This window comes from Allochromatium palmeri (assembly GCF_009720725.1).
Lineage (GTDB): Bacteria > Pseudomonadota > Gammaproteobacteria > Chromatiales > Chromatiaceae > Thermochromatium > Thermochromatium palmeri.
The window spans coordinates 50,380-64,257 of the sequence record NZ_WNKT01000007.1; the positions used below are offsets into that span (position 1 = coordinate 50,380).

General features: G+C 61.5%; 13 protein-coding genes. 6 read left to right on the top strand and 7 right to left on the bottom strand.

From position 1 onward, the window contains the following. Positions 1-155 precede the first annotated feature (155 nt). Positions 156-467: a FeoA family protein gene (locus GJ668_RS05255; RefSeq protein WP_246194636.1), complete on the top strand. Its 312-nt coding sequence runs from the start codon at positions 156-158 to the stop codon at positions 465-467. Next, a complete protein-coding gene (gene feoB / locus GJ668_RS05260) occupies positions 464-2,821 on the top strand; it encodes a Fe(2+) transporter permease subunit FeoB (RefSeq protein WP_155449094.1) in 2,358 nt (785 codons plus the stop codon). Before GJ668_RS05255 ends, feoB begins: the two co-directional genes overlap by 4 nt. A gap of 3 nt (positions 2,822-2,824) precedes the next feature. Here the strand turns inward: feoB and GJ668_RS05265 are convergent, their stop codons facing one another. Beyond that, entirely contained in the window at positions 2,825-3,715 is an 891-nt protein-coding gene (locus tag GJ668_RS05265) for an HDOD domain-containing protein (RefSeq protein ID WP_186342903.1), read from the bottom strand. 62 nt (positions 3,716-3,777) lie between these two features. Continuing rightward, a complete protein-coding gene (locus tag GJ668_RS05270) occupies positions 3,778-5,769 on the bottom strand; it encodes a GspE/PulE family protein (protein WP_246194637.1) in 1,992 nt (663 codons plus the stop codon). Here GJ668_RS05270 and GJ668_RS05275 point away from each other — a divergent pair. Continuing rightward, positions 5,768-5,989, top strand: a complete 222-nt coding sequence (locus tag GJ668_RS05275; RefSeq protein ID WP_155449097.1) for a hypothetical protein — start codon at positions 5,768-5,770, stop codon at positions 5,987-5,989. The genes GJ668_RS05270 and GJ668_RS05275 overlap by 2 nt on opposite strands. Here GJ668_RS05275 and mnmE read toward each other — a convergent pair. The 5 genes from mnmE to rpmH are packed head-to-tail and all read right to left on the bottom strand — an operon-like array spanning position 5,948 to position 9,712. Next, positions 5,948-7,285: a tRNA uridine-5-carboxymethylaminomethyl(34) synthesis GTPase MnmE gene (mnmE, locus tag GJ668_RS05280; protein WP_155449099.1), complete on the bottom strand. Its 1,338-nt coding sequence runs from the start codon at positions 7,283-7,285 to the stop codon at positions 5,948-5,950. The two genes, GJ668_RS05275 and mnmE, sit on opposite strands and share 42 nt — an antisense overlap. Positions 7,286-7,316: 31 nt before the next feature. Further along, positions 7,317-8,981 (bottom strand): membrane protein insertase YidC, encoded by a 1,665-nt coding sequence (yidC, locus tag GJ668_RS05285; RefSeq protein WP_155449101.1) that lies wholly within the window; start codon positions 8,979-8,981, stop codon positions 7,317-7,319. Then, positions 8,974-9,210, bottom strand: a complete 237-nt coding sequence (gene yidD, locus GJ668_RS05290) for a membrane protein insertion efficiency factor YidD (protein WP_155449102.1) — start codon at positions 9,208-9,210, stop codon at positions 8,974-8,976. Before yidD ends, yidC begins: the two co-directional genes overlap by 8 nt. Then, positions 9,195-9,581: a ribonuclease P protein component gene (rnpA, locus tag GJ668_RS05295; RefSeq protein WP_155449104.1), complete on the bottom strand. Its 387-nt coding sequence runs from the start codon at positions 9,579-9,581 to the stop codon at positions 9,195-9,197. Before rnpA ends, yidD begins: the two co-directional genes overlap by 16 nt. Next, positions 9,578-9,712 carry a 50S ribosomal protein L34 gene (gene rpmH, locus GJ668_RS05300; RefSeq protein ID WP_155449106.1) on the bottom strand — a complete coding sequence of 45 codons (135 nt, stop codon included), beginning with the start codon at positions 9,710-9,712 and terminating at the stop codon, positions 9,578-9,580. Before rpmH ends, rnpA begins: the two co-directional genes overlap by 4 nt. A gap of 249 nt (positions 9,713-9,961) precedes the next feature. Here rpmH and dnaA point away from each other — a divergent pair, with 249 nt between their 5' ends. From dnaA to recF, 3 genes are all read left to right on the top strand, one after another. After that, positions 9,962-11,311 (top strand): chromosomal replication initiator protein DnaA, encoded by a 1,350-nt coding sequence (gene dnaA / locus GJ668_RS05305; RefSeq protein WP_186342904.1) that lies wholly within the window; start codon positions 9,962-9,964, stop codon positions 11,309-11,311. 74 nt (positions 11,312-11,385) lie between these two features. Beyond that, entirely contained in the window at positions 11,386-12,486 is a 1,101-nt protein-coding gene (dnaN, locus tag GJ668_RS05310) for a DNA polymerase III subunit beta (RefSeq protein ID WP_155449107.1), read from the top strand. A gap of 130 nt (positions 12,487-12,616) precedes the next feature. After that, positions 12,617-13,708, top strand: coding sequence for a DNA replication/repair protein RecF (gene recF, locus GJ668_RS05315; RefSeq protein WP_186342905.1), 1,092 nt, complete (start codon positions 12,617-12,619; stop codon positions 13,706-13,708). Positions 13,709-13,878: the final 170 nt, after the last annotated feature.

Sequence of the window (13,878 nt, forward strand, 5' to 3'; positions counted from 1 at the left end):
GGAGCACTGATTGGAACCGCAAAGGCCGGCGGGTTGCAAAGATTTTCACCCATCCGCTCGGTCAGTGCTTCGCCAAGCCTGCGCAATCCCGGGCGTTCGGGTTATGCTTTGACCTTATCCAACGCCGTGCCGATCGTTCCGAGTCGTACCGTCCCATGTCCCAGACCTCAGATCCGCTCCGTCTCTCCGATCTTCCAGACGACACCCCGGCGCAACTCGCCGCAATCCGGGGTGGACGTCATCTCACGCGCCGTCTGCTGGCGCTGGGGCTGCGTCAGGGCAGTCCGCTATGCATCGTCCAGCGACGCGGCAAGGGGCTGGTGCTGGCCAGCGGCGAGCTGCGGATCGCCATCGGTACCGGGATTGCCGACAAGCTCTGGGTCACGCTGGTGGACGATCCAGTCGCTGTCGAAACGTCTGATGTCGCGTCCAATGTTCACGCACGACCGGGAGATGAAGCGGCATGAGCGAGAGCGATCGCGACACTACCGCTAAGGTCGTCAAGCCGCGTCCACCGCTGACGCTGGCGCTGGCCGGAAACCCCAACTGCGGCAAGTCGGCGCTCTTCAATGCGCTGACCGGCATCCGCCAGACCACGGGCAACTGGCCGGGGGTGACGGTCGAGCGCAAGGAAGGCTCGCTGGAACTGGATGGACGCAAGATCCGGGTGATCGACCTGCCCGGTATCTATTCGCTCGATGCCAGTTCGCTCGATGAGATGGTCACGCGCGACTATCTGCTCGGGCGCGAGGCTGATCTCATCGTCAATGTGCTCGATGCCAGTAACCTGGAGCGTCATCTCTATCTGACCGTGCAGTTGCTGGAGATGGGCGTGCCCGTCCTGATCGCGCTCAACATGATGGACATCGCGCGCAAGCGTGGCATCCAGATCGACACCGAGGCGCTGGCTGAGGCACTCGGCTGTCCGGTGGTGGCACTGGTGGCGGTCAGCAAGGAAGGCTTGACGGAGTTGCAGGCGCGACTGTTGGCCGTGGCCGAGGGGCGCGAGCCGGCCGGGATGGCGCTGACTCATGGTGAGTGTGTCGAGGCGGCGGTGTTGGAACTGCTGCCTCGACTCGATGCTGAGAGTGACAGCGACACCGACGGCCGCACAGGTGCCGAGCGTGCCAACGCGCGCTGGCTGGCGCTCAAGCTCCTGGAGTCCGACCCTATCGCCGAGCACAAGGCCAGTCCCGAAACCCTGGCCCTCGCCGAGTCGCTGCGCCAGCAGATCGCCGAGCGCAGCGGCGAGGATGCCGACCTGCACATCGCCGACACCCGCTTCAGCCATGCCCATGCGCTGGCGCGGCGCGTGGTACGCGATGAACGGCGCATCGAGCGCACGGCCTCGGATCGCATCGATCAGGTGGTGCTCAGCCGGTTGTTCGGCATTCCGCTGTTTCTGCTGATGATCTATCTGATGTTCATGTTCACCATGAATATCGGCGGGGCCTTCATCGACTTCTTCGATCAGGTCGGGCAGGCGCTGTTCGTCGATGGACTCGGCGAGCTGCTGGGCCGGGTCGGCGCGCCCGACTGGCTGACCCTGGTGCTGGCGACCGGCATCGGCGGTGGTCTCCAGGTGGTCGGCACCTTCATCCCTATCATCGCCAGTCTCTATATCGTGCTCTCGATCCTGGAGGACTCGGGCTACATGGCGCGTGCGGCCTTTGTCATGGACCGCTTCATGCGCTCGATCGGGCTGCCAGGCAAGGCGTTCGTGCCGCTGATCGTGGGCTTCGGCTGCAATGTGCCGGCGGTGATGGCCACGCGCACCCTGGAGAGCGAGCGCGAGCGCAAGCTGACCATCTTGATGAATCCCTTCATGTCGTGCGGGGCGCGGCTGCCGGTCTATGCACTCTTCGCCGCCGCCTTTTTTCCGCACTCGGGGCAGAATCTGGTGTTCGCGCTCTATTTGACCGGGATTGCGGTGGCCATCCTCTCGGGGCTGGCGATGAAGCATACGCTGCTGAAGGGCGACAGCTCGGGATTGCTGATGGAGCTGCCGCCCTATCATCTGCCGACCTTCAAGGGCGTGATGCTGCGCACCTGGGACCGGGTGAAGCTCTTTCTGCGCGAGGCAGGCAAGATCATCGTGCTCATGGTGCTGGCGCTCAATCTGCTGGCGACCATCGGCAGCGACGGCAGTCTGGGCAATCAGGACAGCGAGCATTCGATCCTGGCCGAGGTCAGCCGGACCGCGACCCCGCTCTTTGCGCCCATGGGCATCAGTGAGGACAACTGGCCGGCAGTGCTCGGCATCTTCTCGGGCGTGCTGGCCAAGGAGGTGATCGTCGGCACGCTTGATTCGCTCTATGGCCGGCTGGCGGCTGAGTCACACCCGATCGAGGAACCGGAACCCTTCGAACTCTGGCACGCGCTGGGCGCCGCAGCCGGCTCGATCGGCGAGAACCTGGGACAGCTCGGTGAGCGTCTACTGGATCCGCTCGGACTCGCCATCGGTGAGGCCGACGACCGTGAGGTGGCCGCCGCCGAGCAGGGCGTCCAGAGTGGCACCTTCGGCGCCATGGCCGAGCGCTTCGACGGTCAGGCTGGAGCCTTCGCCTATCTGCTGTTCGTGCTGCTCTATTTCCCCTGTGTGGCGACGATCGGTGCCATCGTGCGCGAAGCGGGCGCGACCTGGGCGACCTTCGTCGGATTCTGGACCACGGGCATCGCCTTCCTGACCGCGACCATCTTCTATCAGACCGCGATCTTCGAGCGCGACCCGTTCACGTCTGGACTCTGGATTGGTAGTGGTCTGGCGCTGTTCATCGCGGTGCTGATCGGTTTACGGCTGTGGTCGGCACGGGCACCTTGACGGCTAGGACGACAGCAGTTTGTTGCTCTCGGTGATCACGTCTTCCATCAAGACTTCCAGTTCGGCCAGCTTGATCTCCTTGAGACCCAGCACCTGCGCCTCGGGTGTGGCCGCGAGTTCGATCTCGGGATCCGCCGCCTGACCCACGCCGAGCTTGCGGCAGAGAATATCCATCAGGCGGATGATGATCAGCAGTGGATCGCTCTCGTCGAAGCGTTCAGCATGATGATCACGGGCGATCCGGGCATAGACCTCCGGTAGTTGCCACTTGACCATCAGCCGATAGCCGATATCGGTGTGCAGGGTGTTGAGGATTTCATTCAACAGGGATTCAGTAAGCGCCAGGGAGAGGCTTTGGTCCTTGCTCAGCTTCTCAAGCATCTTGAGCAGCGAGAGTTCCCCGATATCGTGCAACAGGCCGGCGATGAATGCCTCTTCGGCGCGATCGTCATACCCGGTCTCGCAGGCCAGCCAGCGTCCGCCGTTCGCGCAGACGAAGGAGCGACTCCAGAGGGCCGACATGTGGGGCGCGATCGAGTCGACCTTGCTCGTATGCGCCAGCAGTTGTGAGGTGACCATCGCCAGGTTGATGACGCGCTCCATCCCCAGGCGCACTAGCGCCGCGCTGATAGTATCGACCCGTTTCAGGCCGCCGTAGAACGAGGAGTTGGCTAGTCGCAGCAAGTGGCTCGCGAGCGATTGATCCTTCATGATCAGATCGGCGATATCCTTCATGGACATCTTGCTTTCAGTCTGCAACGCCTGGCGCAATTCGAGCGCGACCGGGTTGAACACGGGCAACTTGTGACCGCCGGAGACGAACTGTTCCTCGATCAGCTCTTTGATGGATTTGTGTTGACTGGATGTCGGGCTATCGATGGATTGGGCAGGCACGCCGGATGTCTCGTAAGTCGTAGGTGGTGGCCGACCGGGCGAACATCGCGCGGGGCCTGGGTTCAGGATTTCGGTGTCTCGCCGGCCAGGCGCCAGATGTCCCGCAGCGGACGTGGGCGGCTCAGGCGTGGCAGGTGACGCAGCACTTCGTGCAGACTGGTCATCCCCAGAGCGGCCTTGCTCAAGCCATCCTCCAGAAGTGTGATGAGTCCAGAACTCTCGATGCTCACCCGCCGAATCTCAGCGGATGTCCGTTTGTTCAAGATGGCATCCTTGACCATTTCGTTCAACACCAGTAGCTCGAAGACGCCGACACGTCCCGCGTAGCCGGTATAGTGACAGGCATTGCAACCGCGTCCCTGGCGAAACTGGGCACCGGCCAGGTCGGCTTGAGAACAGCCGAGCCGATGCAGATCATGGGCAGTGGGCCGATAGGGTTCGGCGCACTGCACGCAGACGTGTCGCAGCAAGCGCTGGGCCAGCACGGACACCACGGTCGAGGAGATCAGGAAGGTCTCGATCTGCATGTTCATCAGCCGTAGCAAGCCGCCGATGCTGTCTTCCGTATGAAAGGTCGTCAGCACCTTGTGACCGGTCAAGGCCGCCTGGATGGCCGACTCGGCCGAAAGCTGGTCGCGGATCTCACCGAGGACGATGATGTCCGGATCCTGGCGGACCATATGGCGCAGCGTTTCCTCGAACGTGAGGTTGATCTTGGGGTTGAGATTGCACTGAGCGATGCCGTCGATGACGTACTCGACCGGATCCTCGGCGGTGGTGATGCTGCACTCCATGTCGTTGAGATAGTTGATGCAGCCGTAGAGTGTCGTGGTCTTGCCGGAACCCGTGGGTCCGGTGATCATGATGACCCCGCTTGGAAGTTCCAGGGCATCCTCGATGAAGCGTTGGAGCACGCGCGGGGAGAGTCCGACCTCCTTGATATCGAGCAGTTCGGCCTTGCGGCTGAGCAGGCGCAGGACGATCTTTTCGCCGAAGATGGTGGAATAGAAGGAGGCACGCACATCGGTTTTCAGGCCTTTTTGCGTATCTTCGAAGCGAAAGCCACCGCCCTGGTGGCGGCGCTTCTCGGTGATGTCGGCCTGGCACAGCACCTTCAGTCGACTGCTGACGGCCGCCGCCATGCTCAGATCGAATTCCTTGCGGAGCATGAGGATGCCGTCCTGGCGCATGCGCACACGGATCTGCTGGCGCATCGGCTCGATATGGATGTCACTGGCGCCGAGTGTCAGGGCATCGACGATCAAGCCATCGATGACACTCGCCGCGTTGGCCTCATCGACCTCCACCGCCACCTGAGCAACGTTCTGACGGCCATCCTCGTAGTGTTTGATGGCCTCCTCGATCGCGCGACGGGTGCTGATCGCGGCGACCACCGAGCCAAAGGCGCCTTCCGCCGCCTGTCGGGCCGCGGCATCGAGTGGATTGCGAAAGGCGACGACGATACCTTCGTCGTCGCGGCGAATGGGAACCGCTTGAAAGCGTTTGCACCAGTGGTGGGTGACCTGGAACAGGAGATCGCGCTCGATCGAAGCGAAACTGGGTTCTTCGTGGAGAAACCCCAACTGATCGGCCAGTACCTCGATCAACTGATATTCCTGGATCAGGCGCTTTTCGAGCAGGATCTCGCCCAAGCGCTTGCCCTGAAATTCCGGTTCTTTCTGGGCCGAGAGAGCGGCCTGTAGTTCCTGAGGTTTGATATAACCCAGTTCCACCAGCAGGTGGCCCAGCGGTACGACCTGACGATGTTCGCGTAGCGCCTGACTGAGCTGCCGGGTATCCAGATAACCCAGTTCCAGCAGCACCTGAGTCAGCGAATGGTCATTGCGAAGCTTGCCATGCACGCGACGCGCATAGGTCGCCTGCTCAGCAGTGATGAGGCCGCTGTCGAGCAGAATATCGGCGATATGGTGACGGGCGTCCCGTGGTTGACGGGGTGGCTCGCCGGGTGACGTCTGCTCGACCGTCTGAGTATTCATGGGTTTGCGGGTTGGTCTCCCGGACTCGGCCTTAACAGAGGGCAGATGATACCGCATGGAACGCGACATCCTCATCATCCACCCGCTCCGGACTCATCACATGCTGCTCTCCTGGCTCACCTGGATTATCCATCTGTGCGAGCACAGCCTGTCGGTGCTGCGCGTGCTGTCGATCAGCAATCTGCTGGTGGCCTTGGGCGTTTATCGTCAGCTCGAAGCAGGTCGAAAGTACGCGTTATTTGCCGATACAGAAGCTGGAGAAGATCCGCCCAAGTAGATCGTCTGAGGTGAACTGGCCAGTGATTTCGCCCAGAGCGCGCTGGGCCAGATGTAATTCTTCGGCGACCAGTTCGGCGCCGAGTCTTTGATCCAGAGTGGCGGTGGCGGCTCGCAGTGCCTGGCGGGCGCGTTCCAGCGCGTCGAGATGGCGGCGTCGTGCGATGAAAGCGCCCTCGGGGTGCGTGCTCAGGCCGGCATGCGATTTGAGATGGGTTTTGAGTAGATCCAGCCCCTCGCCGGTCGCGACCGACAGCGCAATTTCGGTCTCGCGATCCCGTTCGATGAGACGGGCCGACTCGCCGAGCAGATCGATCTTATTGCGGACACGGGTGACGGGACAGCCGGCGGGAAAGGTGGCGCGGATCGATTCATCCGGTTGGTGATCGACGGCCTGGACCCAGAGCACCAGATCGGCTTCATTCAAGGCCGCTTGCGCACGACGCACGCCTTCCTGCTCGATCGGGTCATGGGTGTGGCGCAGTCCAGCGGTGTCGACGATCCGGATCGGCAGTCCATCGACCTGGATGTCGAACTTAAGCAGATCGCGCGTGGTGCCGGGAATGTCGGTGACGATGGCGGCCTCCGAGCCGCAGAGCGCGTTGAGCAGACTCGACTTGCCGACATTGGGCGCCCCGGCGATCACGACCGCCAACCCCTCGCGGATGATCTGGCCTTGGTGCGCGTCGGCCAGGAGGCGGTCGACGGCCTCCAGAATGGCGGACAGATCGGCAGCGACGCTCGGCTCGTCGGCCAGATCGATGTCCTCATCCGGAAAGTCGAGTGTGGCCTCGACGTGCAATCGCACCTGAATCAGACACTCGACGAGCGCATTGATGCGATGGGAGAAGACGCCTTGCAGACTGCGTCCAGCCAGCCGCACAGCGAGCGCGGTCGAGCTTTCGATCAGATCGGCGACTGCCTCAGCCTGGATTAAATCGAGCTTGCCGTTGAGGAACGCACGTTCGCTGAACTCGCCGGGACGCGCCAGCCGTGCGCCCAATTCCAGACAGCGGCGCAGCAGCAGGTCCATGACGATGGGGCCGCCGTGCCCCTGAAGCTCCAGCACGTCCTCGCCGGTGAAAGAGCGCGGTGCCTGAAAATAGAGTGCTAGCCCTTCGTCGATGAAACCGCCATCGGCCTCGCGAAAGCCGCCGAAAGCCGCCTGGCGCGGCTCAGGAACACGCCCGAGAATGCCAACAGCGATGGCGCGCGCGAGTGACCCGCTGACTCGCACGATGCCCACGCCGCCCATCCCGGGCGGTGTGGCGATGGCGGCGATGGTCTCGCCGGTCATGTCAGCGGCTCGCTCACCGGCGCGCCACGTCTTAGCGCCGACGCTTGGCGGTCTCCAGCTCCAGATCGCGCGTGATCTTCCACTGCTGGGCGATCGAGAGCAGGTTGTTGACCGTCCAGTAGAGCACCAGGCCCGACGGGAAGAAGGCGAAGAACACGGTGAACACGAACGGCAGACTCATCATGATCTTGGCCTGGATCGGGTCCGGCGGTGCGGGGTTGAGCTTCTGCTGCACGAACATGGACACGCCCATGATCAGCGGCAGAATGAAGTAAGGATCAGGCGCTGAGAGGTTGTTGAGCCAGAGCACGAAGGGCGCCTGACGCATCTCGACGCTTTCGAGTAACACCCAGTAGAGCGCGATGAACACCGGGATCTGCACCAGGATCGGCAGACAGCCGCCGAGCGGATTAATCTTCTCGGTCTTGTAGAGCTCCATCATCGCCTGATTCAGCCGCTGCTTGTCGTCGCCATAGCGATCCTTGAGCGCCTGGAGCCGTGGCGTGAGCTGGCGCATGTGCGCCATCGAGCGATAGCTGGTCTCCGAGAGCTTGTAGAAAGCGAGCTTGATGAGGATGGTGAGCACGATGATCGCCCAACCCCAGTTGCCAACTACCGCGTGGATCCAGCTGAGCAGCCAGAAAATCGGCTTGGCAATAACGGTGAGCCAGCCGTAGTCGACTGCCAGCTCAAAACCGGGTGCGATCTCTTCGAGTGTATCCTGAAGCTTAGGGCCGACGAAGAGTTGATTCTCGAAGACATGCTCGGTGCCGGGCGCGATGCTGAACGGCGGCGAATACTTGCCGATGATGTAGCGCGAATTGTTCAGGGCGTTGGTGTAGAAGGTCTCGGCCACGCCGCGCGGCGGAATCCAGGCCGCCATGAAATAATGCTGCATCATGGCAATCCAGCCATCGGTCACGGTGCGGTCGAGCTTGCCCTCGGCGATGTCGTCGAACGAGACCTTTTTGTACTTATCCTCAGGGCTGTAATAGACGCCCCCGGTGAAGGTGTGGACGAAGCTCGGCTCGTTCGGGTCGTACAGTTCGGTACGCTGGAGCTGGTCGTAGGCACGCGCGATCAAGGGCGCGCCGGTTCCATTCTCGACCACCTGACGCGACTCGATCAGATAGCTGCCGCGCGTGAAGGTGTAGATTTTCTTGACCCGGATGCCGGTGTCGTTAGTCCATTCGAGCGTGACTTCGAGCCGGTCGTTACCAGGTTGCAGTGCATAGCTTGTCTGGGCGCTGGTGAAAACGGCCTCGTGCGTTGGCAGCACATCGGGTTGCTCGCCCAACAGCCCCGACTGGACGATGAACATGTTCGGCGGTTCCGGCTTGAGCAACCGGAACTTGTCCTCGGGACGCTCAGGAACGACGGCATAGTCGAGCAGCCAGGCACTGGCGATGGTCGCGCCGCGCGGCGAGATCTCAAGCCGCAGTAAATCAGTCTCGACTTGGATGAGGGCCTCATCGAGTGCCGAAGACAGGGCAGCGCCGGCTGGAACAGCGCCGGGCGTGGTTGAAACGGTCGGAATTTCATTGACGGAGGGCACAGGAACGCCAGGGGCACCCTGAACCTGCTCCTGCGCCACCGGGAGCTGGGCGGGACGGCCATAGTCCTGCATCCAAGACTCGTAGATCAGAAACAGCACCGCAGCCAGTGCAAGGAAGAGAAACAAGCGCTGGTTATCCATGAATCGTGGTCTGCCTTTTTTCAGGGACTGGATCGATACCGCCTGGATGCCAGGGGTGACAACGCAACAAGCGGCGAAGGGCCAGATAGCTCCCGCGCGCGACACCGTGGACCTCGATGGCCTCCACGGCATAGTGGGAGCAGGTGGGGTAGAAGCGACAACGCGGACCGAGCAGCGGGCTGATCAGGTATTGATAAACCCGAATCAGCCCGATCAAGATTCGACGCATGATGATTTCCCGATGTGCGACCAAGCCCGCTCCAGGACGTCGAACAGCCGCTGGTTCGACTCACGGGTCGCGCCCTGGGCGCAGAGAACCACGATATCGACCCCCGGAAGTCGCTGGAAAGATCGTCGAAAACTCTCGCGCGCAAGGCGTTTGAGCCGATTGCGATCGACGGCGCGACGGGCGCATTTCTTGGCGATGGCCAGACCCAGACGCGGTCGGTCGAGACCGTTGGGCCGATAGAGCACGACAAGGCTTTGGCGGTTCGCTCGGCTCGCTTCGGCAAAAACGCGCTTGAATTGCCCCGAGTTGGTGAGTCGCCGGTCGCGTCCGAAACGCTGGTTAGCGTCGCCGCCCCGCTCGTTGGTACTCAGGGCGTCAGGCGGACACGGCCCTTGGCGCGACGCGCACTCAGAACCTTACGACCATTGCGTGTGGCATTGCGCGCGCGGAAACCATGGGTACGAGCCCGCTTCAGGCGGCTGGGCTGAAAAGTGCGCTTCATGAACGGTACTCCCGGGAACTCGATGATGGGGCAGGGCCTAATGACCCAGCTATAAAAGGGCCGGAAATGTAGGCAATTTTTCATCCAAAGTCAATCAGAATACGCGCGAGATCGGTTTGAGCTGTGGATAAGTCCATGCGAGGGCGCTAAACTTGTGTGTTGGCTCAGGGAACGAATCCGCGTCCGGCTCTTCTCGCCGGGTCCATCATCAGTCCTTCCGAACCAAGACGACGCCTGTCGGGAAACGCCGTGGCCCTGTGGGAGCATTGCATCAATCAATTGAAGGCCGAGCTGACGTCCGCCGAGTTCAACACCTGGATCCTGCCGCTGCAAGCGCGCGTGGATGGTCCACTGCTCAGGCTGCTGGCTCCGAACCGCTTCGTGCTCGACTGGACGCGCAAGCACTATGCCGATCGGCTGCTCGAACTCTGTGAGCGTCACAGTCAGGGCCAGGTCTCGCAGCTTCATTTCGAGGTCGGCGAATTCGCGCGTGAAACCAGCTCTACAAAAGGGAAGGGTGCCCGTGCCGGCTCGACGGCAACGACCGCGATCGACTCGGATCTCGCCACGCGGCGTGCGGCGGCTAACCTGAACGCTGATTTCAACTTCGACACCTTTGTCGAGGGCAAATCCAACCAGCTCGCGCGCGCGGCCTCGATCCAGATCGCCCGCAACCCAGGCGGCACCTACAATCCGCTCTTTATCTATGGTGGGGTGGGACTCGGCAAGACGCATCTGATGCACGCGGTCGGCAACGTCATTCTGGCCTCCAATCCGAACGCGCGGGTCGTTTATCTGCACTCCGAGCGCTTCGTCGCCGAGATGATCAAGGCCCTGCAAAACAATCGTATCGAGGACTTCAAGAAAACCTATCGCTCGGTCAACGCGCTCCTGATCGACGATGTCCAGTTTTTCGCCGGCAAGGAGCGTTCGCAGGAGGAGTTTTTCCATACCTTCAATGCGCTCCTGGAATCCAGGCAGCAGATCGTGTTGTCCAGCGACCGTTTTCCCAAGGAAGTAACGGGTCTGGAGGAACGTCTGCGCTCGCGCTTCGGCTGGGGTCTGACGGTCGCCATCGACCCGCCCGATCTTGAGACCAGTGTGGCCATCCTACACTGCAAGGCGACGCAGCTCGGCGTCACGCTACCGGAGGACGTGGCTTTTTTCGTTGGGCGCCGTATTCGCTCGAACATCCGCGAACTCGAGGGCGCGCTCAGACGTTTGGTCGCCAATGCGCACTTCACCGGCAAGCCCATCACCCTGGAGTTTGCCAAGCAAGCCTTGCGCGACGTGCTCGTGGCTCAGGACAAGCAAGTGAGCCTGGAGAACATCCAGCGCACGGTCGCTGAATACTACAAGTTGCGCACCTCGGATCTGCTCTCGGCCAAACGCAGCCGCTCGCTGGCGCGCCCGCGTCAGCTGGCGATGGCGCTCGCCAAGGAATTGACCAAGCACAGCCTGCCGGAGATCGGCCACGCCTTCGGTGGCCGGGATCACACCACGGTCCTGCACGCGACCCGCAAGATCAAAAGCCTGCGCGAGAGTGACGCGGCCATCGAGGAAGACTATAAGAATCTGCTGAGAATCCTGACGCTTTGAGCGACTCATAATTGATCCAATAACGAGCTAGCTAAGCTTGCTTTATCCATCTCTGCACGATCATGGAGCTACCGATGGAATTCGTTGCGAACCGAGAAATCGTCCTGCCCGCGCTCAATAAGGTGATCGGCGTCGTCGAGCGCCGACAAACCCTGCCGATCCTGGGTAATCTGCTCGTCGTCGCCCGCGAGGGGCGCGTCACCCTCACCGGCACCGACCTGGAAGTGGAGGTCAAGACCAGCTTCGAGGCCGATATCCAGCAAGAGGGCGAGACTACGGTTCCGGCCCGTAAGCTGGTCGACATCTGCCGCAACCTGAGCGAGGGTTCCGAGGTTCGGCTCCGCGTCAAGGACGAGCGCTGTGTCGTCACCTCCGGTCGCGGACGTTTTACGCTCGGACTGCTGCCGGCGGCTGATTTCCCAACCATGGACCTGGAGGAGGGCGGTTTCGATTTTCAGGTCCAGGAGAGCCAGCTCAAGCGGCTGCTCGACAAAACCGCCTTCGCCATGGCGCAACAGGATGTCCGCTACTATCTGAACGGTCTGCTGCTGGAGCTGCATTCAACCGTCCTGATCGCCGTGGCCACCGATGGACATCGGCTGGCCAAGTTCGTCACCCCGCTCGACCTGACGCTCGACAGCGACCGTCAGGTGATCGTGCCCAACAAGACGGTCATGGAACTGAAGCGTCAGTTGGGCAATGCGGACGATCTGGTCTCGATCCGGTTGGGAGAGCGCAGTCTGCGTGTGGTGATTGGTGCCATGACCATGACCTCCAAGCTTGTCGATGGCCGCTATCCCGAGTACGAGCGCGTGATTCCAAGCAACATCGGGCGCACGGCTACGGTCGAAAAGGACGCGCTGAAACGCGCGCTGTCGCGTACCTCGATCCTCTCGAATGAGAAGTATCGCGGCGTGCGTCTGAGCTTCGATCCGGGCACGCTCAAGCTGCTGGCGCACAACCCCGAGCAGGAGGAGGCCGAGGAGGAGATTGAGATGGATTATGACGGCGAACCGATTTCCATCGGCTTCAACGTGGCTTATTTGATGGATGTGCTCGGCGTGATCGACGAAAGCTCGGTGATCATTCATTTCCAGGATGCCAACGGCAGCTCGATCTGGCGTGGCGTGGGCGTCGAGAGTGAGACCTTCGTCGTCATGCCGATGCGGCTCTGATCCGCATCCGCACGCTGAATCAAACGTCCTGTGATCCACTCGATCTGGAGGCATGTTCCACGTGGAACACTCGGACGCCGTTTCAGAGTCTTCTGGCCCCGCGTTTCACATATCACGCCCAATGTTCCACGTGGAACGTTCGAGCGCGGTTCCAGGGCCAGGACTGCGTTCGCTCCGAATCGAGTCGCTGCGCAACATCCAGCGGCTTGATTTCGCCATCGATACCCGGACGCTTTTGCTGACAGGCGCCAATGGGGCAGGTAAGACCAGTATCCTGGAAGCCATCTATCTGCTTGCGCGCGGCCGGACTTTTCGTGGAACCAAGGCCGGGCCGCTCACGACCAACGGTGCGTCATTCACTCGCATTGAAGGTGTCTATCAGCCGTCTGATCGTGAAGCGGTGCGCATTCGCTATGTCAAGGAGGGCGCCGCAGCCACGCGCGCTGTCCATCCGCCACTGTGGCCGGAGACGGGCGGCGCGGATTGGCGCTCACCCTTGCAGGTCAAGCTGATTGGCGAAAACGCCCAAACACTCCTCGACAGCGAGCCGAGTCTGAGACGTCGTTTTCTGGACTGGAATGTGTTCCACGTGGAACATCGCTTTGCTCAACTCCACAAGGATTTTACTCGCGTCCTTATGCAGCGCAACGCGGCCATCCGCTCAGGTGGCAGTCAGCGTGGTCTGTGGGATCGAAGTTTTATCGAGCTGGCTGAATCCATGGACCGCCAGCGTGGGCTGTTCCACGCTGAATGGCGAGCCTGTTTTCTGGATCTGCGTGATGACTATCCCTTTTTGCGCGCCGCCGATCTGCACTATCGGCGCGGTTGGCCGGACGGTCGAGCGCTGGGTGAGACCCTGGACTCACTGGCCGATCAAGAGCTGACGCGCGGCTACACGCTGGCTGGTCCCTCGCGCGCTGATTTTCGCATCGAGCCGGGAGAGGGGAGGCGTGGCTTTTCGCGTGGACAGGCCAAGATCGTGGTCGCGCTGCTGCAACTGGCCGCTGAGCGCGTTCATCGTGCCCATGGCCGCGCGTCTGTGATCTGGCTGCTCGACGATCTTGAAGCCGAGCTGGATCGAGCCATGGCTGAGCGATTGTGGAACGCTTTTGAATCCACGGGCAATCAGATCATCGTCACGCGCGTGGCGACCGACAGTGATCCAGGACTCTTTGGCAAGAGCCAATCATTGGCGATGTTCCACGTGGAACATCAAGACTGAGTCCGAGGCCAGTGGGCCGATCCAGCATCCGTTCTGCCGGTGTTTCACGTGAAACATCGGCGCGCACGTCGAGCACCGATTCGCTCGACCTCAATTCCCACAATGTCCAAAACCTGAGATGTCAACCTCATACGATTTGAGGTCGAGGTTTTCAGCAGCAATTCAGCTTG

Excerpts from the sequence above, each read along its gene's own strand:
- yidD (WP_155449102.1), bottom strand. The coding sequence starts at position 9,210 with ATGCGTCGAATCTTGATCGGGCTGATTCGGGTTTATCAATACCTGATC.
- GJ668_RS05270 (WP_246194637.1), bottom strand. The coding sequence starts at position 5,769 with ATGCGGTATCATCTGCCCTCTGTTAAGGCCGAGTCCGGGAGACCAACC.
- rpmH (WP_155449106.1), bottom strand. The coding sequence starts at position 9,712 with ATGAAGCGCACTTTTCAGCCCAGCCGCCTGAAGCGGGCTCGTACCCAT.
- GJ668_RS05275 (WP_155449097.1), top strand. The coding sequence starts at position 5,768 with ATGGAACGCGACATCCTCATCATCCACCCGCTCCGGACTCATCACATG.
- mnmE (WP_155449099.1), bottom strand. The coding sequence starts at position 7,285 with ATGACCGGCGAGACCATCGCCGCCATCGCCACACCGCCCGGGATGGGC.
- feoB (WP_155449094.1), top strand. The coding sequence starts at position 464 with ATGAGCGAGAGCGATCGCGACACTACCGCTAAGGTCGTCAAGCCGCGT.
- GJ668_RS05255 (WP_246194636.1), top strand. The coding sequence starts at position 156 with ATGTCCCAGACCTCAGATCCGCTCCGTCTCTCCGATCTTCCAGACGAC.
- dnaN (WP_155449107.1), top strand. The coding sequence starts at position 11,386 with ATGGAATTCGTTGCGAACCGAGAAATCGTCCTGCCCGCGCTCAATAAG.
- yidC (WP_155449101.1), bottom strand. The coding sequence starts at position 8,981 with ATGGATAACCAGCGCTTGTTTCTCTTCCTTGCACTGGCTGCGGTGCTG.